This is a genomic window from Kitasatospora sp. NPDC056783, from assembly GCF_042789895.1.
GTDB lineage: Bacteria > Actinomycetota > Actinomycetes > Streptomycetales > Streptomycetaceae > Kitasatospora.
Genome location: NZ_JBHUAF010000108.1, coordinates 1 through 22,663 on the forward strand (window position 1 = coordinate 1; position 22,663 = coordinate 22,663).

The following is a 22,663-nucleotide window of genomic DNA, read 5'->3' on the forward strand; positions in this document are numbered from 1 at the left end:
CCGCAGCCACTCCTCGCCCAGCCCCGGGAAGGTGTCCCCGCGCCGGACGGCGAAGCCGTGCGCGCGCAGTCGCTGCCGGACGGCGGCCGCGTCCGGCAGCCGCACCAGCACGAAGGAGGCCGCCGGTTCGCCGTACAGCCGCACCGACCGGAAGGCGGCCAGCCCCTTCACCAAGTGCTCGCGCCAGAGGGTGAGTTCGGCGGCCGCCCGGTCCGCCTCGGCGAGCGCCGCCGGGCCGCTGCACGCCTCGGCGGCGGCCAGCGCCGGAGTGGAGACCGGCCAGAGCGGCTGGGCGGCGCCGAGTTCGGCGATCAGCGGCGCGGGCCCGAGCACATAGCCGATCCGCAGCCCGGCCAGGCCCCAGGTCTTGGTGAGGCTGCGCAGCACCACGACCCGGCCGGGCAGGTCCCGGGTGGAGGCCAGGGACTCCCGCTCGCCCGGCACGGTGTCCATGAACGCCTCGTCCACCACCAGGGTGCGCCCCGGCCGGGCCAGCGCGGCGACGGCCTCGGCCGGGTGGAGGACGGAGGTCGGGTTGGTCGGATTGCCGAGGACGACCAGGTCCGCCTCCTCGGGGACGGCGCCCAGCCGGAAGCCGTCCTCGGGGGAGAGCAGTACCCGGTGCACCCGGTGCCCGGCGTCCCGCAGTGCCGCCTCCGGTTCGGTGAACTGAGGGTGCACGACGACGATGTGACGAGGCATCAGAACGCGCGCCAACAGGACGAAGGCCTCCGCGGCGCCCGAGGTGAGCAGCACCTCCCCGATCGGGCGGGCGTGCCGGGCGGCCACCGCGGCGCGTGCGGCGCTCTGGTCGGGGTAGGCGGCGAGTTCGCCGAGGGTGGCCGCGAGGCGTTCGCGCAGCCAGGCCGGGGGCGTGCCGGTGCGGACGTTGACGGCGAGGTCGACCAGGCCGAGCCCGTCGGCGCGCATCTCGGCGTCGCCGTGGTGGCGCAGGTCGGGTTCGGGGGCGGTCACGTGGGATCTCCTTGCGGGGGTTCGGCCGGGGCGGGTGCGGCCGGGCCTGGTCGGGTCGGGCCTGGTCGGGTGGGTCAGGGCCGGAGGTGCGCGCGGTGCGGCCGGTCCGGTCCGGGCGCCGCCACCCGGGCGATCGCGACCGTCGCCGCCGCCGACCTCCGCTTGGTGACCACGAGCCGGCCGCCCGGCGCGCTCGCCAGCGCCGCCGCCTCGGCCACGCTCGCGGTGCCGACGGCCGCGCCGGCCAGGGCGGAGGGGTTCGGCACCGGTACGCCCGCCAGGGCCTCGGCCGGGTGCTCGTCCACCGGCACCCCGGGGAGGTGTCCGGCCGCCCAGCGCACCGCCGGGTGGTCCGCCTTGCCCGCCACGGTGGCCAGCCGGGCCACCGCGCAGCGGTCCAGGCCGGCCTCCCGGAGGGTGTCGGTCAGCAGCCGCAGCACCTCGGTCCGTTCGGCGCGGCTGCTCGCACCGACCCCGACCACCAGGTCGCGCGGGACGGCGGCGGCCAATCCGCTCACGTACGCACCCTTTCGTCCCGAGCCCCGGCGATCCCACCACGCCCGGGCGGGACGGGTCAATCGCGGAAGGTGTGACGGCAGGCGCGGCCCCGGCGCCGTCGGCCCCGGTCGCGCGGCAGCTGTTCGCCTGTTCTTCACCTGTGTTGTGCGGTACACGACACCGCGAGGCTCCTACTGTTCTCGGCGCTCCCGCCCGGAAGCCCCGACATCCGGAGGACCCCATGGCCTTCGTACGACCGCGCACCCCCGGCAGCGACGCCGCGGCCCTCGCTCCCGCCGCTCCGGCCGCCTCCCTCGCCGTCCCCGCTCCCGGTGCCCCCGCTCCCGGTGCCCCCGCTCCCGGCGTCCTCGGCGCGGGGAACTGACGGCCGTGTACGTCGCGGACTCCCGCAGCTCGAAGGCCCCGGGCGGCCCCGCCCCCGCCCCCGCCGCCCCCGCCGACCCCGCTCCCGCTGGTTTGTCGGCCTCCGCCGCGCCGACGGCCGGCGCGGCACGGCGCGGCGCCGTGCCCGGAGCGGTCATCGCCCTCGGCGCCGTCAGCCTGGTCACCGACATCTCCTCCGAGATGGTCACCGCCGTCCTGCCCCTCTACCTGCTCACCGGGCTCGGCCTCTCCCCGCTCGGCTTCGGCCTGCTCGACGGCATCCAGAACGGCTTCAGCGCCCTGGTCCGGCTGGTCGGCGGCCACCTCTCCGACCGCCGCGGCCGCGACGGCGCCGCCCGCCACAAGGCCGTCGCGGCCGTCGGATACGGACTGTCGGCGCTCTGCCGGCCACTGCTGCTGCTCGTCCACACCGTGCCGCTGATCGGCGCCGTGATCGCCGTCGACCGCACCGGCAAAGGCCTGCGCACCGCACCCCGGGACGCGATGATCTCGCTCGCCACCGAACCCGCCCACCGCGGCCGGGCGTTCGGCGTGCACCGGGCGATGGACACGGCCGGCGCCCTGCTCGGCCCGCTCACCGCGTTCCTGGTACTGCGCCTGGCCGGCGGCCCGCTGCTCGCCGACGGCGGCGAGCGGCACGGCTACGACGCGGTCTTCACGGTCAGCTCGTGCGTCGCCGCGCTCGGCGTGCTGATCCTGCTGCTGTTCGTGCCGAACCGGCAGCAGGGCGACGACCCGTCGACCGAGCAGCCCTCGCTGCGCCACAGCCTCACCCTGCTGAGGCTGCCGGGACTGCGCCGGCTGACGCTCTGCGCCGTCCTGCTCGGCCTCACCACCGTCAGCGACTCCTTCCTCTACCTCCTCGTCCAGCGCCGACTGGACCTGCCCGTCAGCCTGTTCCCGCTGCTGCCGCTGGGCACCGCCGCCGCCTTCCTGCTGCTCGCCGTACCGCTCGGCGCGCTCGCCGACCGGATCGGCCGCCACCGCCTCTTCCTCGCCGGGCACGGGGTGCTGCTGCTCGCGTACGGGCTGCTGCTCTCGCCGCTGCGCGGGGTGCCGGCGGTGCTCTGCGTGCTGGTGCTGCACGGCACCTTCTACGCGGCCACCGACGGGGTGCTCGCCGCGGCGGCCGCCGACGCCGTACCCGCCGAGCAGCGCGGCGCCGGGCTCGCCCTGGTGGGCACCGGGCAGGCGCTCGCCCGGTTCGCCTGCTCGCTGCTGTTCGGCGCGCTGTGGAGCGCGGTCGGCGGCCCGGCGGCGCTGGGCTGGTCGGCGGCTGCGCTGGCGCTGTGCGTGCTCGGCGCGGCGGCCGTGCTGCGCCCGTCCCCGGCCACTGCCGTCCCCGCCGGCCAGGCCGTCCCCGCCGCCCCGGCCGCCCCTGTCGAGAAGACCCCGGAGGAGACCCGATGAACCTGCGGAGCCGGACCAGGGTGATCATCCTGCTGGCCGCCGTCGTGCTGCTGGGCGCGGTCGGCACCGGAGCCGTCCTGCACGCCGCCGACCGCACCGCCCGCCGGGACCAGGTCCAGCCCGGCGGGCCGTCCGTCGCGTCCGGCCCGGTGTCACTACAGGTGCGGAGCGGCGCACGACAGCTGTTGTTCCGCAACATGGCCTGGGGCCCGCACCGGGACGAGATCACCACCGTCCCCGCCGACCACCCCGACGGCCCGCGCACCGCCTCCGGCGTCCAGTGCCTGCGCTTCCACGCCGCCGCCGGCACCGGGATCTGCCTCCAGGCCCAGCACGGCGCGCTGGAGGACACCTACCGCGCCGTGGTGCTGGACGACCACCTGCGCGAACTGCGCTCCTTCCCGGCCGCCGGCATCCCCACCCGCTCCCGGGTCTCGCCGTCCGGGCACCTCGCCGCCTGGACGGTCTTCGTCAGCGGCGACTCGTACGCGGGCAGCGACTTCTCCACCCGCACCTCGATCGTGGACGTCCGGGACTGGAACCTGCGGGAGAACCTGGAGGACTTCGCGGTCGTCCTGGACGGCCGCCCGTACCAGGCGCACGACATCAACATCTGGGGCGTCACCTTCGCCGACGACACCACCTTCTACGCCACCCTCGCCAGTGCCGGGCGGACCCACCTGGTCCGCGGCGACCTCGCCGCCCGCACCCTCACCACCCTGCACGACAACGTCGAGTGCCCCTCGCTCTCCCCGGACGGCACCCGCGTCGCGTACAAGAAGCGGGTCCCCGGCCTGCCCGCCGACGCCCCGTGGCGGCTGTACGTGCTCGACCTCGACACCATGGCCGAGACCGCCACCGCCGAGCAGCGCAACATCGACGACCAGGCGCTGTGGTCCGGCGACGGCACCCTGGTCTACGCCCTGCCAGGCGACTACGGTGCTGATCTGTGGACCGTCCCGGCGGACGGTTCGGGCAGCGCGCGGTCCGTCACCAAGGCCGCGGTGGCCCCCGCCTACCTCGGCTGAGGAACTCTCGGCTACGGTCCCACGTCGAGCAGAGTACGGCGTCGCGATCAGGCGCCGTGAACGAATGCCCTGATCAGACGTCCTGATCGAGCGTTCTGATCGAACGGGGAACAGACAACCGTGGACGGCATCCCACCCGAGCGCATGGTGACCGACTCCTGGCCCGCCCTGCACGGCCGCCCGGTCCTGCGGCGCACCGTCGCCGTCGGGCTGGTGCTCTGCGTGTCCGTCGGCGCCGCCCTCGTGGTGCGCGGCGTCAACGCGCTCACCGTCGGCCGAGCCAGCCGTGAGACCGACCGCGACCGCGCCGAACGCCTGGCCGGACTCCACCCCTCCCAGCACCCCGGCGCGGGCCGCTTCTACCCGGTCGGCGCCGTCTACACCCACACCTCCGACGGCGCCCCGGTCGCCTACCTCCACTACCGCCTCGGCGGCGGCAGGGCCCCGGGCCTCGGCGACTTCCTCAGCGCCTACGACCTCCCCGCGCCCGGCCCCGTCGCCCCCCTCCCGGCCGACCTGCTGGCCGCCCTCGGCGGCGACGAGCCGGCCGAGGCCCCGGAGCTCCCCGAATCCCCGACGCCACCCGAGCCCACCCCCTCCGCCACCGCGACCCCGCCCGCCGACCCCGCCCCGGAGCCCGACCCCACCAGCCCAGCCCCGGCCGCCGGCGGACTCGCGGCCGCCGACCCCTCCGACGACTCCGACCCCTCCGAGACCTCCGAGACCTCCGACACCGCGGACGTCCCGGCCCCCTCGGACCCCGCCGCCCCGCCCCCGACCCCGGACACCCCCACCCCCGACGACCCCGCCCCCACCCCGACCTGGACCCCCACCCCGACCCCCACCACCCACGCCCCCACCGCCCGCCGCATCTACGTCGCCGCCATCCCCGGCGGCCTCGCCGGCGCCGCCGACATCTACATCCGCGCCACCGGCTGAACCACGGGCCGGCCGCGTCAGGCCACATCCCGGTCGATGGTGAAGGCCATCACGCTGCCGGGCTGGAGGGGGAACGGGAGCTGGATCAGCCCGGCCGTGTTGTTGAACGGCTCGGGGAAGGTGGCCCGGACGCTGGCGCCGTGGGCGGCCCCGAGCGCGCTGATCTCCGAGGCGTTCACACTCAGACGGGTCGGCCGGAGCGCCGGATCGACGGTGAGCCGGTACTCGGCGTCCGTGACGTGGCGGAAGACCTGGGCCTGGACCCGGATCCGCCGGTCGTTGCCCGCGAACTTGCGTGCCGTGACGCTCAGCTCCACCAGGTGGCCCGCGGTGGCCTGGACGTCACGCGGGACCGAGAAGTGTTCGATCCTGGCGCGCCCGCCGGCGATGGTCTCGTGCGTCGCGGGCGCGCGTTCCAGTTCCCGGTTGTCCACCCGGACCGCACCGACGGTGAAGATCTTCGGGTCGTCCGGGTCCAGGTTGTCGTCGATCATCCATCGCAGCAGGCACTCGGGCCCGGTGAACCCGTCCAGGCCGGCATCGTCGTTGGAGGCGAGGCAGGCGATCGTCACCGTTTCGGGCAGGGCTTCGATCCGGTAGGAGATCCGGAAGCTCTGGTAGAGGTAGTCGGGGTGGGCGTCGCCGCCCGGCGCGGGGGACAGCAGGCAGTCGTACCGGTAGGCGGACAGCGCTCCGGCGAACAGCGGGTCGCGTACCGGGCCGAGGACGTCCTGCATGCCGCGGAGCACAGCGCTGTCCACCTGCTCCGTGGTCTCCCGCACGGTGAGGGATCCGATCGCGAGGGTGACGGCTGCCGCCGACACGAACGCGCCGCCGATGAGGCTGAGGACGGTGGCGAGGACCTGTTGGTGGGTCAGCAGTGCTGCGGTGACGACGCACACCAGCCCCACGGTCAGCGCGAGGGTGTTGACCAGGGCGAGGATCTTGCGCAGCTGTCGTTCACGAGACACGGTCACGCGCCACCCCCGTGGGCCGCCTCAGTGTGCCGCCCCCTCTGTGATGATCCGGACGATCCGTTCGGAGACCTCCCCGATCTCCTGCGCCGTACGAACGTTGTCCGTCTGCCCCTCGGTCAGGAAGACCATCGCGATGCGTCGGGCGGGATGCAGGACCACGCCCGCGTCGTTCACGATGCCACGCAGGCTTCCGGTCTTGTGCCAGACCGGAACGTCGTCGTCCAGCCGTGACGGAATCCTGTCGTTGCGCAGGTAGTTGACCAGGTAGTGGCGGAGCGGCTTCAGGTGCGGTGTGCGGTCGATGTGCTCGACAAGTCGCAGCATGTCCTCGGCGGTGGTGGTGTTGGCGCGGCCGAGCGGACCGAGCTCCCGTTCGGAGAACCCGGCCGGGAAGGCCGTTCTGTGCAGCCCCACGGCCTTGATCGTGGCGTCGATCCGTTCCTGGCCAAGGACGGCGCGCACGTGTTCGGCTGCGGGATTGTCGCTGGTCACCAGCGCGAATCCGCACAACTCCCGCACAGTGACGGTCGAATCGGGATCGAGTGCCTGGAGCACGCTCGGGTACATGGTGCCCGGAAGGGACCCGATCCGGACGCGCTCGTCGAGGTCGAGTCCGCCGCGCTCGGCCGATTCGAAGAGGGCGACCCCGAGGATCATCTTGGCGAGGCTCGCCGCGGGCAGCACGAGATCGGCCCCGTGGGCGACGGTGAGCCGGGGGCCGTCCAGCGTCCTGACCAGGACACTGCGCACACCCGCGCCGTCGGCTGTCGCGAACCCCTCGATCTGTGCGGCGATCGCGGAGCGAAGTCCGTCGGAATCGGCCATCGGTGCAATCCCCTTCCCTTCCTCACCCGTTGAGTCGTGCCAACGGCTCCCTACCCGGGTGGGACCGTCGTACGCCAAGACGGGAGGCCGAGGGGTGGAGCTGCCGGGTACGGCCGAACGCCCATGGGCGGGTACCCACAGGAGTTCGAGCGCGGCCCGGCAGCGGGCCGGGGATGGTTCGGGCTGAGGGACCGGGGTGGTGGGAGGGCCGGGGCCGGGGCAGGGGGTCGGCGGGTGGGGGCTCGGCCGGCGAGCATGGGGGCGAGGGCGGGGAGGAGACCGAGGACCCGCCAGGCGGTGAGGGGCCGGCCGGGGACACCGAGCCGCTTCTCTGAGCCGCGTGTCCAGCGGCGCACCGGCCGCGTTGTCTCCTGTGAAAGCCCTGGAAGCCCCGGACGCCCAGCAGGAGGAGAAGCCCGCGATGAAAGAGAAGACCCCCAGGGACATCGCCGTCGACGACCAGCTGCGGGCCGCCGGAGTGGAAGGCGCCCAGTGGCTGGCCGCCGCCGGCTGGGGGCCGCCGGTGAAGGTGCCGGTGCAGAAGGCCGCCAAGTGGCAGCGGGAGACGCGCGAGCGGATGCTGGCGTCGCAGGCGGACGAGTCCTGCACGTGGTGCGACCACCTGTTGTACGGCGGGCCGCAGCCCGTCGTCGTCCACGCGGAGGACCCGACCCACCTGATCTGCCGCGACTGCTCCGTCGCCGCCCGCCCCGGCCGCCCCTGTCTGGACTGCGGGGAGCCGGCCGCCTCCGCGTCCCCGGCGGACGGGCGCGAGGACGTATTCATGGGCGCGGTGGCGATCTACACCCGGCTGCGCTGCGTCTCCTGTTACCGGGCGGATCCGTTCAACGGAGCCTTCGGCGGGCGCTCCTGACCCCGGCGCTCCTGACCCCGGCGCTCCTGGCCCCGGCGCTCCTGACATGGGTGCCCCTGGCGCGGGTGCTCACCTCGGGGGGCGTTCAGCGGCGCGCGACCAGCGCGTACCGTTCGTCGTCCACCGGGCCGCCCCACAGTTCGGCCTCCCCGCTGAGCGGCTCGACCCGCAGCTCGGACACCAGCGGCCGGACCGCCGCCGCGAGTTCCCCGGCCCCGACCCCGTCACCCCACGGCAGCCGCCCCGCCGCGCCCGGGTACGGAGAGGCGTCGCCCTGCCCGGCCGTGCGCCAGCGGCCCTCGACCAGGACGAGCCGGCCGCCGGGCCGTAGCAGCCGCACCCAGTTGCGCAGCGCCCGCTCGGGCTCGGGGAGCGTCCAGAGCAGGTGGCGCGACAGCAGCACGTCGAAGGTCTCGTCCCCGACCGGCGGCGCCGCCGCGTCGGCCACCAGGAACCGCGCCGTCAGCCCCGCCGCCACCAGCTTCGCCCGAGCCCGTCCGACCATCCGCGGTGCCAGGTCCACCCCCGTCACCCGGTGCCCGCCCGCCGCGAGCAGCAGCGACAGCGATCCGGTGCCGCACCCGACGTCCAGCACGTCGGAGGCGCAGTCCGGCACCCACCCCCGCACCCGCCGGGCCCACGCGGCCCGTACCGACTCCTCCCGCAACCCGTGGTCGGGCTCCTCGTCGAAGGCCGGCGCGGCCGCGTCCCAGTACTCGGCGATGGCCCGGCGGCCGGCGTCACTCATGGTGCGCATGGTCGCAGGCCCCACTGACACGGGCCCGCGCGGCCGGAGTCCTCGCCGATCGAGAGCCGGCCGCGAGCCCACCTGAACCCTCCCCGGCGACGACCACGGTGAGGTGGTCGAGCCGTGAGCCCCGAGCGTGGCGACGATGTCCCGCCGCCGCCCGTAGGCGGCGAACGGCGGCTTCGGTTCGGCACCGGCGAGGCAGTCAAGGGCTGGAGCGAACTGTGTGCGGAAACGCCCGGGAACGCCGGCCGCTGCTTCGAGCCACCACGGGCGGATCCGCTCCCGACGCGGCACCCTGACCGGCGGCACCGGTTCCGGGGGCGCTCGGCCGTCAGGGTCATCGGGGGGTGTCGAGCCGCCGCAGTGGGAGTACGAGGTGACCGCCGGTGGTCGGGTGTGGTACGTGGTGGACGAGGCGGCCCGAACCGTTCACTTCGTCCACGCCTCGCCCCGGCATCCGAAGGACACCGACGTGTGATCCACCTCGCCACCTCGCCACCTCGCCGGCGCGGCTTCACCCTGCCCCGCCCAGCGTCGGGGGCTGCCAGTTGTACGTCGGGGCCGAGCGGCTCAGCAGGGCGCGGGCGGGGAGGAGGCCGGCCAGGGTGAGGGCGGTGTCGCGGAGCAGGGCGGCGGCGGGGGAACGGAGGGCGACGAGGTCGCCGATGCGGCGGGAGCCGGCGACGACGGCGGTGGTGCGGGGGAGGCGGGCCGCCGTGTAGCCGGGCAGGGCGGTGACCGGGTCGGTGCCGGGGCCGAGCAGGGAGGCGAGGACGACGGCGTCCTCGATGGCCTGGCAGGCGCCCTGGCCCTGGAAGGGGCACATCGCGTGGGCGGCGTCGCCGAGGAGGGCGACCCGGCCGAGGTGGTGGGCGGGCAGCGGTTCGGCGAGGTCCCAGACGTCGTGGCGCAGCACGCGGTCGGGCTCGGCCAGGGCGAACAGCTGCGGTACGGGGGCGCACCAGTCGCCGTACCGGCGCAGGAGTTCGGCGCGTTCGTCCCCGTCGGCGGCGCGTTCGCCGGCCGGGGCGAGGGCGGCGCCGTAGACGTAGACCCGGCCGTCGGCGAGCGGGACGATCCCGGCGAGCCGGCCGCGACCCCACACCTCGCCGGCGGCGGCCGGGAGGCGGCCGGGGGCGACGATGGTGCGCCAGGTGGTGAAGCCGCTGTACCGGGGGCCTGGGTGCCGGGGGAAGAGCGCGGTGCGGGTCGCGGAGCGGATGCCGTCGGCGGCGACGACCAGGCCGGCCTCCTCCTCCCCGTCGGCGGTGCGTACGACGGCGGGCTCGGCGGCGCTGCCGGGGGTGACCAGGGCGGCGGGCGAGCCGGTGCGGACGGTGTCCTCGGGGAGGGCGTCCAGCAGGGTGTCGATGACGTCGGCGCGGGCGACGGCGGCGATCGTGTCGCCGAAGTAGGCCTCGAACACCGGGGTGCTGGTGCGGGCCAGCCAGCGGCCGGAGGGGTGGCGCAGGCCGACGGCGGGGTGCGGGGTGGCCAGGGCGCGCAGTCGGCCGCCGACGCCGAGCCGGTCGAGTGAGCGCAGCGCGTTGGGGGCGAGGGCGAGCCCGGCGCCGACGGGTTCGAGGGAGTCGGCGCGCTCGTGGACGCGTACCGGGACGCCCTGGCGGTGGAGCGCGAGGGCGGCGGTGAGCCCGCCGATCCCGCCGCCGATGACGATGGCCCGCGGCCGGTCCGGGTTCCCGTCCCGCTTCCCGCTCCGTTCCCCGGGCCGTTCCCCGGGCCCTTCCCCGTCCTGTCCCCTGTCCTGTCCGGTGCCGTGCTGTCGGCCCATGGGAGGGCTCCTCTCCTCTGACTACATCTGTAGTGAGCATCTGCCAGCACCGTACTACGGATGTAGTCTGCGCAAAACTACCGCTGTAGTGAATTGGGATCGCCCGAGGAGAAAGGCCATGATCGGACCCATGACGCCCCCGCGCCTGACGCCCCCGCGCCCGACCCTGGTCGCCGACGCCGCCATCGTCCTGATCGCCGAGCGCGGCCTGCGCGGGCTCACCCACCGCGCCGTGGACGAGGAGGCCGGCCTGCCCGCCGGCTCGACCTCGAACCTCGCCCGCACCAGGGCCGCGCTGCTCGAACTCGCGCTCACCCGGATCGTCGAGCGGGAGACCGAGGACTACCCGGTCCTCACGGAGGATTCCCCCGCCGGCGCGCCCCCCGTCGGTACGCCCCCCGTCGGCGCGGCGGCGTCCATCCCCGCCGTGATGGCGCCCACTCCCACCGCCGCGCGGGACCTGCTCGTCGAGGTCGGCGCCGACCTGCTGTACCGGGCGCTCACCAGCGGGCGGCGGCTCACCCTGGCTCGGATGGAGCTCGCTCTGGAGGCCACCCGGCGGCCCGAACTGCGTGCCGTCTACGACCGGTTGGGCGCGCGCTTCGCCGGCATCGGGGCCGCGCTGCTCGCCCAGTGCGGATCGGCCGACCCGACGGCGGACGCCCGCCGCCTGATCCGCTGGTGCGACGGGGTGCTGTTCAACGCGACGGCGGGCAGCGGGCACTGGCACGTCCCGTCGCCGGAGGAACTGTGCGGCGAGGTGGCCCGCTACCTCGCCGCGCTGCTCGACCGGGAGTGCTCGGAAGCGGCCGGGCGCGGGCGGGTGTAGCCGGCGTGACCGTCACCCGGGCCGCCGCCTACGCGGCCGCCACCCGGGCCGTCACCTGAACCGCCTCCGCCACCCGGGCCGTCACCTACACGGCCGTCACCTACACGGCCGTCACCCGTGCGGCCACCGCGCGGGCGCAGTCCGTCGCGGAGGTTCGCGAGGTGTCCACCACCAGGTCGTAGACGACCCCCTGGTGTACTGCCTCCGCCTGCGCGGCGGCCATCCCCGACACCCGGTCGCCGCGCGCGGCCTCCCTGGCCGCCGCGACCGCCGGATCGCAGCGCACGCCGACCCAGAGCACGTCCAGGCCCTCCAGCGCCGCCCGCCACCGGGCCTGGGAGGCCGCGGTGCCGAGGAACACCTCGTCCACCACGATCCGGGCCCCGGCCCGGGCCATCGCCGCCACGCCGACCGTCCAGGCGGCGTCGAGCGCGGCGAACACCGGACCGACCTCGACCGTGCCGTCCCCGTCCGTCACGCCGCCGATGCCCTCGCCGCCTTCGCGCAGCGCGGGCGGCAGCGCGTCGACCATGGTGTCCGCACCGAGGTGCAGCCACGGCTGCGGCAGCAGCTCCTGGAGGTGCCGGGCGATGCTCGACTTGCCGGAGCTGGACCCGCCGTTGAGAACGATCACGTGCATGCGGGCAGCCTAGGGCCGCGGAGCCCCCGGCGTCGCCCCCGCCCCCGCCGACCCTGCCGCGAACGCCGCGGCGGCGGCCGCGAAGGAGGACGCCAGCGTCGGCTCGCCCGCCCAGTGCAGATGCAGGTAGGAGGCGTGCACCTGGCCGCCCGCGAAGCCCTCCGTGCGCGGGCCGGTCGGCAGGCGCCAGCCCCAGGCGGGCAGTTCGCCCGCGCCGGGCTCGCAGACCGTGCGGTGGAACTCGTGGCCGCGCAGCCTCGTCCCGGTCCGGGCCAGCGGCGAGTCGTGCAGGGCCACGGCCTCCCGGTAGCCGAGGGTGAGCCGTTCGGTCATCCGGGCGTCGACGGGCAGCACGCCGCACATCTGCAGCCCGTCCAACTCCCGCCCCAGGTAGAGCAGTCCGGCACACTCGGCGGCGATCGGCCCGCCCGCGGCCGCGAACGAGGCGACGGCCGCGCGCAGCGGGGCGTTGCCGCTCAGCTCCCGCACGTACAGCTCCGGGAAGCCGCCGCCGATCACCAGGCCCGCCGTCCCCTCGGGCAACGCCGAGGCGTGCAGCGGGTCGAACGGGACCACCTCGGCGCCCGCCGCGTCGAGCAGTTCGGCGTTCTCGGCGTAGGAGAAGGAGAACGCGGCGCCGCCCGCCAGCGCGATCCGAGGCCGCCCGGCCACCGGGGTGACCTCGGCCGACGGGTCCCACGGTTCGGCGTCCAACTCCGGTGCCGTCCTGGCCAGTTCGAGCAGGGCGTCCAAGTCGACCGAGGAGGCCACCAGTTCGCCCATGTCGGCGACCGCCTTGAGGGCCTCCGCCGAGCGCTCCACCGCCGGGATCAGCCCGAGGTGGCGGGACGGGGTGGCGACCGCCGCGGAGCGGCGCAGCGCGCCCAGCACCGGTACGCCGGAGCCCTCCTCCAGGGCCTCGCGCAGGAGTTGCTCGTGCCGGTCGGAGGCGACCCGGTTGAGGATCACCCCGGCGAGGCGCACCTGCGGGTCCCAGGAGGCGAAGCCGTGCACCAGCGCGGCCACCGAGCGCGACTGCGAGGAGCCGTCCACCACCAGCACCACCGGTGCCCGCAGCAGCTTGGCGACGTGCGCCGTGGAGGCCAGCTCGCCGCGCCCCGAAGCCCCGTCGAACAGGCCCATGACCCCCTCGACCACCGCGACGTCCGCCCCCGCCGCGCCGTGCAGGAACAGTGGCGCGACCCGTTCCGGCCCGCACAGGAAGGCGTCCAGGTTGCGGCCCGGGCGGCCGGCGGCGAGCGCGTGGTAGCCCGGGTCGATGTAGTCGGGGCCGACCTTGTGCGGCGACACCGCCAGCCCGCGCGCGGCGAGCGCCGCGATCAGGCCGGTGGCGACGGTGGTCTTGCCGGCGCCCGAGGAGGGCGCGGCGACGACGAGGCGGGGGATGTCGGTCAACGGTCTACCACTCGATACCGCGCTGGCCCTTGCGGCCGGCGTCCATGGGGTGCTTGACCTTGGTCATCTCGGTGACCAGGTCGGCGAATCCGGTCAGCGCCTCGGGAGCGTACCGTCCGGTGATGACCACGTGCTGGCTGCCCGGGCGGTCCTTGAGCACGGCCACCACCTCGTCCGGGTCGACCCATCCCCAGTGCATCGGGTAGGTGAACTCGTCGAGCACGTAGAAGCGGTAGGTCTCGGCCGCGAGGTCCCGCTTGACCTGCTCCCAACCTTCCTTGGCCGCCTCCTCGCTGGACATCTCCTGCTCGGCGGAGCGCTGGATCCAGGACCAGCCGGAGCCCATCTTGTGCCAGTCGACGGTGCCGCCCTCGCCGGAGGCGCCGAGCACGCGCAGCGCGTTCTCCTCGCCCACCTTCCACTTGGCGGACTTCACGAACTGGAACACCCCGACCGGCCAGCCCTGGTTCCAGGCCCGCAGCGCCATGCCGAACGCGGCGGTGGACTTGCCCTTGCCCGGGCCGGTGTGCACGGCGGTGATCGGCAGCGTGCGACGCTGGCGGGTCGTCAGGCCGTCGTCGGGAACGCTCTCGGGGACTCCCTTGGGCATGTCGGTCAGGCCGCCTTTCGCATCGAAGTGGTGGTCGCACGGTTCGCGGAGCGGCTCTCGGGGCGGTTCGCGGAGCGACTCGCGGCGCCGCTCGCGGGGCGGCTCTCGCGGACGAGCGAGGCGACGCCCTCGGCGCGCAGCTCGTCCAGGCTGACGGCGGTGCCGCCGAGCAGCCCGGCCAGCGTACGGGCCAGGCCCAGCCGGACCGGTCCGGACTCGCAGTCCAGCACCACGCTCGCCGTGCCCTGCGCCGCGAACAGCGCGGCCGCGCGCTGCGACCGGGCGAGCGCGTCCCGGCCGCCGGTGGCCCGGCCGTCGGTCACCACCACCAGCAGCGGGCGCCGGTTCGGGTCGCGCAGCCGCTCGACCCGCAGCACCTCGTGCGCCCGCAGCAGCCCCTCGGCCAGTGGGGTCCGCCCACCGGTGGGAAGCGACTCCAGCCGGGCCGCGCCGACCTCCACCGAGGAGGTGGGCGGCAGCGCCAGCTCGGCGCCCGCACCCCGGAAGGTGATCATGCCGATCTTGTCGCGGCGCTGGTAGGCATCCATCAGCAGCGAGAGCACCGCGCCCTTGACGGCGGTCATCCGCTGCCGGGCGGCCATCGAACCGGAGGCGTCCACGACGAACAGCACCAGGTTGGACTCCCGGCCCTGGCGTACCTGTTCGCGGAAGTCGTCCTTGTGCAGCACCAGCGCCCGCCCGCCGCGCCCGCGCGCCACCTGGTGCGGCGCGGCGGCCTGGAGGGTCGCGGTCAGGTGCAGCCGGCCGAGCGCGCCCCGCGGGCGGCGGGCGCGGATGGTGTGCCCGCCGGTGGTCTCGGCGGGGGAGCGGCGGCCCTGGGCGCCGTGGCCGGTGCCCCGCACGGTGAACAGCCGGGTCCGGTACGGGTCCGTGGCCGCGACCGGCGCCGACTCCTTCGCGGGGGCAGGGCGTCGGGCCGGTACGGGCTGCTGTGCGGGCTCCCCGGAATCGGAGGCGTCCGGGGTGTCCGAGACGTCCGGGGCCTCCGGGGTGGTCTCCGTGCGCGGGCCGTCGGAGGGCTCGGGCGCGCCGCCGCCGTCGGGGCCGCCGCCGTCGGGGCCGCCGTCAGGCCCGTCGCCCTCCGGGCCGCCGTCGCCGTCGCCGTCCGGGCCGGGACCGTCCCCCTCGGGCTCGGGGTCGTCCTGCCGCGCGTGCTCCTCCAGCGTCCGGTCCAGCTGCTCCTCGTCCAGCCCCGGCGCGTCGAAGGGGTTGCGGCGGCGGCGGTGCGGCAGCGCCAGCTGGGCGGCCTTGCGGACGTCCTCCTCCAGCACCTCGGCACGCCCGTCCCAGGCGGCCAGCGCGACGGCCGTGCGGGCCATCACGATGTCCGCGCGCAGCCCGTCCACCTCGAACGCGGCGCACACGGCCGTGATCTGACGCAGTGCCACTTCGGTCAGCTCGACCTTGGGCAGCAACTCGCGTGCGGCGGTGATGCGTTCGGCGAGAGCTCGCTCGTCCTGCGCGAACCGGGCGGCGAACGAGGCCGGGTCCGCGTCGTACGCGAGCCGGCGCCGGACCACCTCGGCGCGCTCGGCCGGGTCCCGGGTGGCGGCGATCTCGACGGTCAGGCCGAACCGGTCGAGCAGCTGCGGCCGCAGCTCGCCCTCCTCCGGGTTCATCGTGCCGACCAGCAGGAACCGGGCCGCGTGCCGCACCGACACGCCCTCGCGCTCGACGTAGGAGCGGCCCATCGCGGCGGCGTCCAGCAGCAGGTCCACCACATGGTCCTGGAGCAGGTTCACCTCGTCGATGTAGAGCACGCCGCGGTGCGCCTTGGCGAGCAGTCCGGGCTCGTACGCCTTGACGCCCTCGGCCAGCGCCCGCTCCAGGTCGAGCGAGCCGACGATCCGGTCCTCGGCCACGCCGACCGGCAACTCGACCAGCTGGGACGGCCGTTCGTGGCTCGCGGGGGCGTCGTGCGGCCCGTCCGGGCACTGCGGGTCCGGCGCGGCCGGGTCGCAGGCGAAGCGGCAGCCGTCGACCGCGGCGATGTCCGGCAGCAGCCCGGCCAGCGCGCGCACCATGGTCGACTTCGCGGTGCCCTTCTCGCCGCGCACCAGCACGCCGCCCACGGCCGGGGAGACCGCGTTCAGCAGCAGTCCGAGCCGCAGGTCGGCCATGCCGACGACCGCGGTGAACGGATAGCGGACGTCACTCATGCCGTACCCCACTCCTGTCGTGTCCGGTCCTGCGGTCGTACCCGCTCCCGCGGCCCAACCCGGTTCATGCGTCACTCCCGGCGGTCCCGGGCGGGACGAACGGCAGCGATCCGGCCGCCGGCACCCCGCCCTCGATCAGCTTCCACAGCGCGTCCGTGTCGGCGTGCTCCTCGATCAGGTCGCCCAGCCGGTCCAGCCGGGCCTCGCGCGCGGCGGCGAAGGAGGTGTCCGGTGCGGGCACGAACGCCCGACCGGCGGCCTCGGCCACCTCGCGCAGGAGTTCGCGCCGGAACCCGTCGTTCTCCAGCGCGCCGTGCCAGGTGGTGCCCCACACCGCGCCCAGCCGGCAGCCGTCCAGGTTCCGCCCCGCGCCATCGGAGAAGAACCCCTCGCCGCCGTCGACCGCCACCACCCCGTGGTGGATCTCGTAGCCCTCGACGCGCTGTCCGAACGCCTCGCCGACCGGCCGGGCCAGCACCTTCTCCACGCCGAACCGGACCCGGGTCGGCAGCAGCGCGAGCCCCTCGACCGCGCCCGCCTTCGACTCGACCTCGTCCACGATCGAGTGCGCCAGCATCTGGTAGCCGCCGCAGACGCCGAGGACCGGCAGCCCGGCCGCCGCCCGCGCCCGCAGGGCCGGCTCCAGGCCGCGCTCGCGCAGCCACGCGAGGTCCGCGACGGTGGCCCGGGTGCCGGGCAGCACCACCAGGTCGGCGTCGGCCAGCTCCTCCGGCCTGGTCGCCCAGCGCACCAGCACGCCGGGCTCCTGGGCGAGCGCGTCCAGGTCGGTGAAGTTGGACAGCCGCGGGAAGCGCACCACCGTCACCCGCAGCACGTCCGCGCCGAGCGGTCCGCGACCGTCCGTCCGGTCGACCACGGTGGACAGGTCCAGCGAGTCCTCGGCGTCCAGCCAGAGCCCGGGCAGCATCGGCAGCGTGCCCAGCACCGGACGGCCGGTCAGCTCGCGCAGCATCTCCAGTCCGGGCGCGAGCAGCCGCGCGTCGCCGCGGAACTTGTTGACGAACCAGCCCGCCACGTGCCGCTGGTCCTCGGCGGACAGCAGCGCCAGCGTCCCGTACATCGCCGCGAAGACCCCGCCGCGGTCGATGTCCCCGACCACCACCACCGGCAGGGCGGCGGCGGTGGCCAGACCCATGTTGGCGATGTCGTGGTCGCGCAGGTTGATCTCGGCCGGCGAGCCCGCGCCCTCGCAGACCACCACGTCGAAGCGGCGGCGCAGGTCGGCCAGGCACTCCAGGGCGCGCTCCAGCAGGACGGGCTTGCGTTCGCGGTAGTCCAGCGCGCCCACCTCGGCGACCGGCCTGCCCAGCAGCACGACCTGGCTGCGGCCGTCCGCGCCCGGCTTGAGCAGCACCGGGTTCATCGCCGCCTCCGGTTCCACCCGGGCGGCCTGCGCCTGCATCGCCTGGGCGCGGCCGATCTCCGCGCCGTCGGCGGTGACGAAGGAGTTGAGCGACATGTTCTGCGCCTTGAACGGCGCGACCCGCACGCCCTGGCGGGCGAGCCAACGGCAGATCCCGGCCGTCACCACGCTCTTGCCCGCGTCCGAGGTCGTCCCCGCGACCAGCAGCGCGTTCGTCATGCCCTTCCCCTCTTCCCCAGGAGCGCGCGCAGCAGCACGTGCCCCGCGACCGTGGTACCCAGCGCCAGCGAGCCCACCCGCCGGGAGAGCGCGCAGGCGCGCTCGATGTCGTCCACCGTCACCGGCCGCAACTCCTCGCCCAGGACCGGCCGGTGCTCCACCCTCTCGCCGTACCGGAGGGTCCCGCCCAGCCGGACGCCCACCGCGCCGGCGAACGCCGCCTCCGCCTGGCCCGCGTTCGGGCTGGGGTGCGCCGAGCCGTCCCGCCGCCAGACCCGCCAGGCCGTCCGGGGCTCGGGCGCGGCGGCCACCGTCAGCAGTGCCGTCAGCCGGGCGCCCGGCCAGCCCGCCAGGTCGTCCAGCCGGGCCGAGGCCCAGCCGAAGCGGGCGTAGCGCGGCGAGCGGTGGCCGACCATGGCGTCCAGGGTGTTCACGGCGCGGAAGGCCAGCAGCCCGGGCGTGCCGGCCAGGGCGCCCCAGGTCAGCGCGTTCACCACGGCGTCGGCGGTGTTCTCGGCCACCGACTCGACCACGGCCCTCGCGATCTGCTGTCCGTCCAGCGCGCTCGGGTCCCGTCCGCACAGGTGGGGCAGCCGCTCCCGGGCGGCCGTGAGGTCGCCCGCGGCCAGCGAGCGGCCGATGGCGCGAGCCTCCCGGGTCAGCGAGGTGCCGCCGAGCACCGTCCAGGTCGCGGCCGCCGCCAGCGCCGCCCGGCCCAGCGGGCGCCGGCCCACCGTGCGGTCAAGGGCGAGTGCGCCAGCCGCGACGGCTCCCACGCACAGCGCCGTGTACCCGGCTCCGGCGGTCCGGTCGTCACGCCACAGCCGCCGCTCCAGCCGGGTCGCGGCGGTGCCGAAGGCGGCCACCGGGTGGCCCCGGCGCGGGTCGCCGAAGCGGGCGTCGGCGGCGTAGCCCGCGGCGGCGCCGAGCGCGAAGGCGGCGGCGCGGGTCAGCGGACGCGTGGTGGACGCCCGCGGCGTCGCGGGGGTCATCGGCCGCACGGCGGAAGGCGGCTCGGGGTCCGGCAGGGCGGGGCAGCCTGCATCGCGTGCGTGTCCTCACTCAGGGTCCGCGCCCTGGATCGACGTGACGGGGGCGAGAGTCTCCTGGCTTCCGGGTCGGACGCACCCCCGGAGCCTTCCAGCGGCCTTCGACGGCCCGCCGTGGCGATGTTCCGAGCGTGCTCCCCGGTGACAGTGGCGGGACCGCGCCGGACTTCCACCGGCTTCCTCTCCATGCCTCCGTTTGGCCTCAGGATCCCATCACGGGGCCGAACCGGGAGTCAACCGAGGTCACAGAGGGGTTGGTCACACGCGGGCCCGGCTGACGACCTGTGGGATCGCCGCCACCGCACCCGTCGTCCCGGTGGCCTCCTCCCGGCACCCGTCGGCCGTGCGGTCGCCGCGCCCGCGTGACCCGAACGGCTCAGTCCGGTGGCCGGGTGGGCGGTGTGCCGGTGAACTGGGGCACGAACACCGTCCGGTGCGTGAGCGACAGATCCGTGGGCACGCGAGCGACAGATCCGTGAGCGACGGAGCAGAGCGGAAGAACAGGGGAGCGAGATGCGTTGGGGAACCGCCGCCGTCGTGGCGGCCGCCGCGGTCGGGGCAGCCGTGCTGGTGGTCGGTCGTCGGGCCTCCGAGCGAATGGTCCGTCCGGTGACCGCCCTCCGGGAGTCCGGCCCGGTCCTGGTCCGGAACCTGGCCCCCGGCCGGATCACCTTCACCCGCGGCCCGGAGAGCCTGCGCCGCGGCCGCTGGGCGATCGAGTGGGGGGACGGCGGACACGCGGTCGTCGAGGAGATCCTGCACAGCGACGAACAGGGCGTCACCCGTCGGCTGGTCCGCGCCGACCGCGGCACCCTCACCCCCGGCACGGAGGTCCGCTTCACGCCCCGGGTCCTGCTCGGCGACCCGACCGAGGCACTCGGCCTCGCCTTCACCGACACCGCCGCCGACGGCGAGCTCGGCGCCCTGCCCGCCTGGCGGCTCGACGGCAAGCGCGGCACCTGGGTGATCCTGGTGCACGGTCCCGAGGCCGACCGCGGACAGACCCTCCCGGTGCTGCCCGTCCTCCACCGGCTCGGTCTGCCCGTCCTGTCCGTCACCTACCGCGGCGACCGCGGTGCCCCCGCCTCCCCGGACGGGCTGAGCCACTTCGGCGAGACCGAGTGGCGCGACATCGAGTCGGCCGTGCGGCTGGCGCTGGACAGCGGTGCGGGCAAGGTGATCCTCTACGGCTGGTCCCTGGGGGCCACCACGGTCCTCCAGACGGCGGCCCGCTCGGCCTGGTCGCACGCCATCCGCGGCCTGGTCCTCGACTCCCCGGTGCTCGACCTCCCGGCCTCGGCCCGCCGGGACGCCGCCCGGGCCGGCTTCGGGGGCGTCGCCGCCGAACTCGGCGCCCTCGCGGCCGAGGGACGCACCGGCGTCGACCTCGCCGACTTCGGACGCCTCGCCGACGGCACCGACCTGCGCGTCCCCACGCTGCTGCTGCACAGCCCCGAGGACCGGATCGCGCCCTTCCGCACCGCCGAGAAGCTGGCGGCCGTCCGCCACGACGTGGTCAGCCTCCGGCCCTTTCCCGGCGCCGACCACGCCACCCTCTGGAATACCGCCCCCGACCACTACACCGAACTCCTCCGCCGTTGGCTCACGCCGCTGCTTTGAGGCATGTCCTTCGGGACCCGTCCTTCGAGGGGTGTTCTTCGAGGCGTGTCCTTGGGGACGTGTCCGGCCCCCCTGCGGTGAGAGCGCTTTCGACCGGGCCCCGCCGGTCATTCCGGCGGACTTCCCCCGTCCGTGCGTGAACGTTTCCCCATTTCGTCCGGCGGACGCGAGAAGTCGGACCCGCCGACTTTTCGCGTGGAAAGACCTCCCTGGTCCACCCGGCATCCGTCCGGATTCGGGCTGGACAGCCCCGCCGGGAGTCAGCGGAGCGGATTTCCCGGAGGCCAACCACCCGGCCACCAGGGGCAAAAATGTGCCCTGCGACGACGCCCCCACCCCTACGCAACGTGACCGATCGAGCATTCCCGGCAACCGGAGTATTCGAAGTGGCATGCTCAGGTCACATGTTTCCGGCCAGGCGGTTTGCCGTTGTTGCCCGATCTTGCGGAGGTGCCGCCGCCGGTCGCCCGGTCGTACGGACAACCGGATGTGACAGAAGGCCGGTACAAGGGGAAGACTGCTCGACGTGACGTCTCGGAACCCGCGCGACCGTGATGCCCCGCTCCCGCCGACGATCGGTACCGGTGCGACGGTGACCCGTCTCCCCGGAACGGCCCAACGGCCCGCCGGTGGCAGGCCGGGCGGGGCGGGTGTCCCCCGTAACGGAGTACCCCGGCGACGAGGACCCGCTCCGGCCCCCGGGCGAGGCCGGGTTCCCCTGCCGGAGGGCTTCCCGGCACCCGCCGAGCTGGCGCCGCTGGCCCGCCGGATGCTGGTGGACGCCGTCCGGATCGCCCGCTGGGCCGGCGAGCTGGCCGAGGTCGACAAGCGCGGCGAACTGCTCCCGGAGGACGCCCGCGCGGCGGGCCGGGCACTGGCCATGACCGTCGGCGCCGCCGCCAAGGCGTGGGGACAGGCGCTGCTGGTGGGCCTGGTGGAGCCCCGGGACGGCGGGGCCGGCCCCGGCTGGCGCCTGCACGCCTGGGAACACGACGACGAGGCCGTGATCCGCGGCTGGTCGGCGCTGTTCGACGCCTGGACCCTGCTCGCCCCGGTGCCGCCCGCCGCCCTGCGCGGCGTGTTCGCCGTGCTGGCCGGGCAGGCCGTGGACCAGGCTCCGCAGCTGCTCTCCTTCCTCCACCTGGTCGACGGGCCGGTCGCCGAGAGCGAACTGCTGGAACTGCTGCGCCGAGGACTGGACGAGCGCCGGGTCGGCACCGGCCTCGGAGGGCCGGGACTGTCGCCGGTGCCGCACGCCGCCTCGGCCGTCTCCGCCGTCCGCGGCACCTGCCGCGAGCCGCAGATCGACACCCCGGCCGCGCCCTCGGACGTGGCCGCCGTCCTGGACTGGATGCTGGACGGCCTGGCGGCCGTCGGCGCCCTGACACGCAGGAACGATGCCGCCGAGCTGTCATCGCTCGGCCACTGGGCGGTGCGGGCGAAGCTGGAGGAGATCTGCACGGTCGCCCAGACCGCGGCCGGGCACATCGAGCAGAGCGCCTTCGAGCTGCTGAACGCCTGTGCGGACTACTCGCCGGGCCCGGCCCGCGCCGAGTTCCGCGCCTGGGTCGCGGCCCGGCCGGCGGACCGGGCGGTGGGCGAACTGCTGGAGGCCGCCCAGGGCGACGACGCGCTGGTCCGCGGACTGGCGTTCGAGGCGCTGCGGGTGGCCGGCGGCCCGGCCGAGCAGGCGGTGCGGGCGGCGGTGGACGAGCCCGTGCTGCGCCCCTACGCGCTGCTGTGGCTGGCGGAGCGCGCCGACGAGGGCGTCGCCCCGGCGGACGTGCTGGGCGCGGTGGACGCGGCCTGGCTCTGGGTGGACACCGCGGCCGCGGTGCTCGACCACGGTGAGACCGAGCTCCTGGTGGGCCATGTCGAGGGTGCCTCGGCGGGCGATCCGGTCCGGCTGTTCGCCCGGGCCCGGCAGTCCGGGCACCCGCGGGCGGCCTCGGTGCTGACGGCGGTCTCGGGCGTGCACCCGGACGCGGGCGTGGCCCGGGCGGCCCGCCGTTCGGCGTTCAGCGTGCACACGGGTGGCGCCTGAGTTCTATGACAATTGGGGGGGAGTTCGGAGTCCGCGGAGGCGTCGGCTCCGGCGCCCGCACCGGCGTCGCCCGATCGCCCGCAGCCGCGGCGCCTGAGCCCCCGCCCGGAGCGGCAGTGCCCCTGCGCTGGACGACCGAGTCCTCGTCCGTGGCGCTCGACTGTTATGACAGATGAGTCAGGGCCCGGAACCAAGAGG

At 75.5% G+C, this 22,663-nt stretch carries 20 protein-coding genes and 1 riboswitch; of the genes, 8 read left to right on the plus strand and 12 right to left on the minus strand.

Annotated features, from left to right (window positions below):
- Positions 1-930 (minus strand): Rv2231c family pyridoxal phosphate-dependent protein CobC (gene cobC, locus ACFRMQ_RS17780; RefSeq protein ID WP_380731416.1); only part of this gene is annotated, 930 nt, incomplete at its 3' end.
- A gap of 119 nt (positions 931-1,049) precedes the next feature.
- Positions 1,050-1,493, minus strand: a complete 444-nt coding sequence (locus ACFRMQ_RS17785) for a cobalamin biosynthesis protein (RefSeq protein ID WP_380731398.1) — start codon at positions 1,491-1,493, stop codon at positions 1,050-1,052.
- 221 nt (positions 1,494-1,714) lie between these two features.
- Here ACFRMQ_RS17785 and ACFRMQ_RS17790 point away from each other — a divergent pair, with 221 nt between their 5' ends.
- From ACFRMQ_RS17790 to ACFRMQ_RS17805, 4 genes are all read left to right on the plus strand, one after another.
- Positions 1,715-1,858 (plus strand): hypothetical protein, encoded by a 144-nt coding sequence (locus ACFRMQ_RS17790; protein WP_380731399.1) that lies wholly within the window; start codon positions 1,715-1,717, stop codon positions 1,856-1,858.
- Positions 1,859-1,863: 5 nt separating this feature from the next.
- Positions 1,864-3,288, plus strand: a complete 1,425-nt coding sequence (locus ACFRMQ_RS17795; RefSeq protein ID WP_380731400.1) for an MFS transporter — start codon at positions 1,864-1,866, stop codon at positions 3,286-3,288.
- A complete protein-coding gene (locus ACFRMQ_RS17800) occupies positions 3,285-4,316 on the plus strand; it encodes a TolB family protein (RefSeq protein ID WP_380731401.1) in 1,032 nt (343 codons plus the stop codon). The genes ACFRMQ_RS17795 and ACFRMQ_RS17800 overlap by 4 nt, the downstream gene beginning before the upstream one ends.
- A 120-nt stretch (positions 4,317-4,436) precedes the next feature.
- Positions 4,437-5,255: a hypothetical protein gene (locus ACFRMQ_RS17805; RefSeq protein WP_380731402.1), complete on the plus strand. Its 819-nt coding sequence runs from the start codon at positions 4,437-4,439 to the stop codon at positions 5,253-5,255.
- 17 nt (positions 5,256-5,272) lie between these two features.
- On the opposite strand, the gene ACFRMQ_RS17810 is transcribed toward ACFRMQ_RS17805, so the two are convergent.
- Together ACFRMQ_RS17810 and ACFRMQ_RS17815 are read right to left on the minus strand one after the other, a co-directional pair.
- A complete protein-coding gene (locus ACFRMQ_RS17810) occupies positions 5,273-6,232 on the minus strand; it encodes a hypothetical protein (RefSeq protein WP_380731403.1) in 960 nt (319 codons plus the stop codon).
- Between the two features lie 21 nt (positions 6,233-6,253).
- Positions 6,254-7,057, minus strand: a complete 804-nt coding sequence (locus ACFRMQ_RS17815; protein ID WP_380731404.1) for a serine hydrolase — start codon at positions 7,055-7,057, stop codon at positions 6,254-6,256.
- Between the two features lie 421 nt (positions 7,058-7,478).
- Here ACFRMQ_RS17815 and ACFRMQ_RS17820 point away from each other — a divergent pair, with 421 nt between their 5' ends.
- On the plus strand, positions 7,479-7,931 hold the full coding sequence (locus ACFRMQ_RS17820; RefSeq protein WP_380731405.1) for a hypothetical protein: 453 nt from the start codon (positions 7,479-7,481) through the stop codon (positions 7,929-7,931).
- 85 nt (positions 7,932-8,016) lie between these two features.
- On the opposite strand, the gene ACFRMQ_RS17825 is transcribed toward ACFRMQ_RS17820, so the two are convergent.
- Positions 8,017-8,679, minus strand: a complete 663-nt coding sequence (locus ACFRMQ_RS17825; protein WP_380731406.1) for a class I SAM-dependent methyltransferase — start codon at positions 8,677-8,679, stop codon at positions 8,017-8,019.
- Positions 8,680-9,196: 517 nt separating this feature from the next.
- Positions 9,197-10,474, minus strand: a complete 1,278-nt coding sequence (locus ACFRMQ_RS17830; RefSeq protein ID WP_380731407.1) for an FAD-dependent monooxygenase — start codon at positions 10,472-10,474, stop codon at positions 9,197-9,199.
- Between the two features lie 118 nt (positions 10,475-10,592).
- On the opposite strand from ACFRMQ_RS17830, the gene ACFRMQ_RS17835 reads away from it, so the two are divergent.
- Positions 10,593-11,303, plus strand: a complete 711-nt coding sequence (locus ACFRMQ_RS17835) for a TetR/AcrR family transcriptional regulator (protein WP_380731408.1) — start codon at positions 10,593-10,595, stop codon at positions 11,301-11,303.
- Positions 11,304-11,403: 100 nt separating this feature from the next.
- Here ACFRMQ_RS17835 and cpt read toward each other — a convergent pair whose 3' ends face one another.
- From cpt to ACFRMQ_RS17865, 6 genes are all read right to left on the minus strand, one after another.
- Complete coding sequence (cpt, locus tag ACFRMQ_RS17840) at positions 11,404-11,943, minus strand: chloramphenicol phosphotransferase CPT (protein ID WP_380731409.1); 540 nt, start codon at positions 11,941-11,943, stop codon at positions 11,404-11,406.
- Between the two features lie 9 nt (positions 11,944-11,952).
- A complete protein-coding gene (locus tag ACFRMQ_RS17845; RefSeq protein WP_380731410.1) occupies positions 11,953-13,359 on the minus strand; it encodes a cobyrinate a,c-diamide synthase in 1,407 nt (468 codons plus the stop codon).
- Between the two features lie 4 nt (positions 13,360-13,363).
- Complete coding sequence (gene cobO / locus ACFRMQ_RS17850; protein WP_049655361.1) at positions 13,364-13,969, minus strand: cob(I)yrinic acid a,c-diamide adenosyltransferase; 606 nt, start codon at positions 13,967-13,969, stop codon at positions 13,364-13,366.
- A 5-nt stretch (positions 13,970-13,974) separates the two neighbouring features.
- Positions 13,975-16,149 carry a putative cobaltochelatase gene (locus ACFRMQ_RS17855; RefSeq protein WP_380731411.1) on the minus strand — a complete coding sequence of 725 codons (2,175 nt, stop codon included), beginning with the start codon at positions 16,147-16,149 and terminating at the stop codon, positions 13,975-13,977.
- Positions 16,150-16,213: 64 nt separating this feature from the next.
- Entirely contained in the window at positions 16,214-17,752 is a 1,539-nt protein-coding gene (locus ACFRMQ_RS17860) for a cobyric acid synthase (protein WP_380731412.1), read from the minus strand.
- The gene (locus ACFRMQ_RS17865) at positions 17,749-18,744 is read right to left on the minus strand and encodes a cobalamin biosynthesis protein (RefSeq protein ID WP_380731413.1); all 996 of its coding nucleotides are present in this window, start codon (positions 18,742-18,744) and stop codon (positions 17,749-17,751) included. The genes ACFRMQ_RS17860 and ACFRMQ_RS17865 overlap by 4 nt, the downstream gene beginning before the upstream one ends.
- 107 nt (positions 18,745-18,851) lie before the next feature.
- A riboswitch (cobalamin riboswitch) is annotated at positions 18,852-18,985 on the minus strand.
- A gap of 329 nt (positions 18,986-19,314) precedes the next feature.
- Between ACFRMQ_RS17865 and ACFRMQ_RS17870 the strand changes: the two genes are divergently transcribed.
- Together ACFRMQ_RS17870 and ACFRMQ_RS17875 are read left to right on the plus strand one after the other, a co-directional pair.
- Positions 19,315-20,421: an alpha/beta hydrolase family protein gene (locus ACFRMQ_RS17870; RefSeq protein WP_380731414.1), complete on the plus strand. Its 1,107-nt coding sequence runs from the start codon at positions 19,315-19,317 to the stop codon at positions 20,419-20,421.
- A gap of 769 nt (positions 20,422-21,190) precedes the next feature.
- Positions 21,191-22,465 (plus strand): hypothetical protein, encoded by a 1,275-nt coding sequence (locus ACFRMQ_RS17875; protein ID WP_380731415.1) that lies wholly within the window; start codon positions 21,191-21,193, stop codon positions 22,463-22,465.
- Positions 22,466-22,663 lie beyond the last annotated feature (198 nt).

Bases quoted from the DNA above. Each gene is read 5' to 3' on its own strand.
- ACFRMQ_RS17860 (WP_380731412.1), bottom strand. From the start codon at position 17,752: ATGACGAACGCGCTGCTGGTCGCGGGGACGACCTCGGACGCGGGCAAG.
- ACFRMQ_RS17865 (WP_380731413.1), bottom strand. From the start codon at position 18,744: ATGACCCCCGCGACGCCGCGGGCGTCCACCACGCGTCCGCTGACCCGC.
- ACFRMQ_RS17835 (WP_380731408.1), top strand. From the start codon at position 10,593: ATGATCGGACCCATGACGCCCCCGCGCCTGACGCCCCCGCGCCCGACC.
- cpt (WP_380731409.1), bottom strand. From the start codon at position 11,943: ATGCACGTGATCGTTCTCAACGGCGGGTCCAGCTCCGGCAAGTCGAGC.
- ACFRMQ_RS17825 (WP_380731406.1), bottom strand. From the start codon at position 8,679: ATGAGTGACGCCGGCCGCCGGGCCATCGCCGAGTACTGGGACGCGGCC.
- ACFRMQ_RS17870 (WP_380731414.1), top strand. From the start codon at position 19,315: ATGCGTTGGGGAACCGCCGCCGTCGTGGCGGCCGCCGCGGTCGGGGCA.
- ACFRMQ_RS17820 (WP_380731405.1), top strand. From the start codon at position 7,479: ATGAAAGAGAAGACCCCCAGGGACATCGCCGTCGACGACCAGCTGCGG.
- ACFRMQ_RS17855 (WP_380731411.1), bottom strand. From the start codon at position 16,149: ATGAGTGACGTCCGCTATCCGTTCACCGCGGTCGTCGGCATGGCCGAC.
- ACFRMQ_RS17815 (WP_380731404.1), bottom strand. From the start codon at position 7,057: ATGGCCGATTCCGACGGACTTCGCTCCGCGATCGCCGCACAGATCGAG.
- ACFRMQ_RS17790 (WP_380731399.1), top strand. From the start codon at position 1,715: ATGGCCTTCGTACGACCGCGCACCCCCGGCAGCGACGCCGCGGCCCTC.
- ACFRMQ_RS17875 (WP_380731415.1), top strand. From the start codon at position 21,191: ATGCTGGTGGACGCCGTCCGGATCGCCCGCTGGGCCGGCGAGCTGGCC.
- ACFRMQ_RS17800 (WP_380731401.1), top strand. From the start codon at position 3,285: ATGAACCTGCGGAGCCGGACCAGGGTGATCATCCTGCTGGCCGCCGTC.
- ACFRMQ_RS17830 (WP_380731407.1), bottom strand. From the start codon at position 10,474: ATGGGCCGACAGCACGGCACCGGACAGGACAGGGGACAGGACGGGGAA.
- cobO (WP_049655361.1), bottom strand. From the start codon at position 13,969: ATGCCCAAGGGAGTCCCCGAGAGCGTTCCCGACGACGGCCTGACGACC.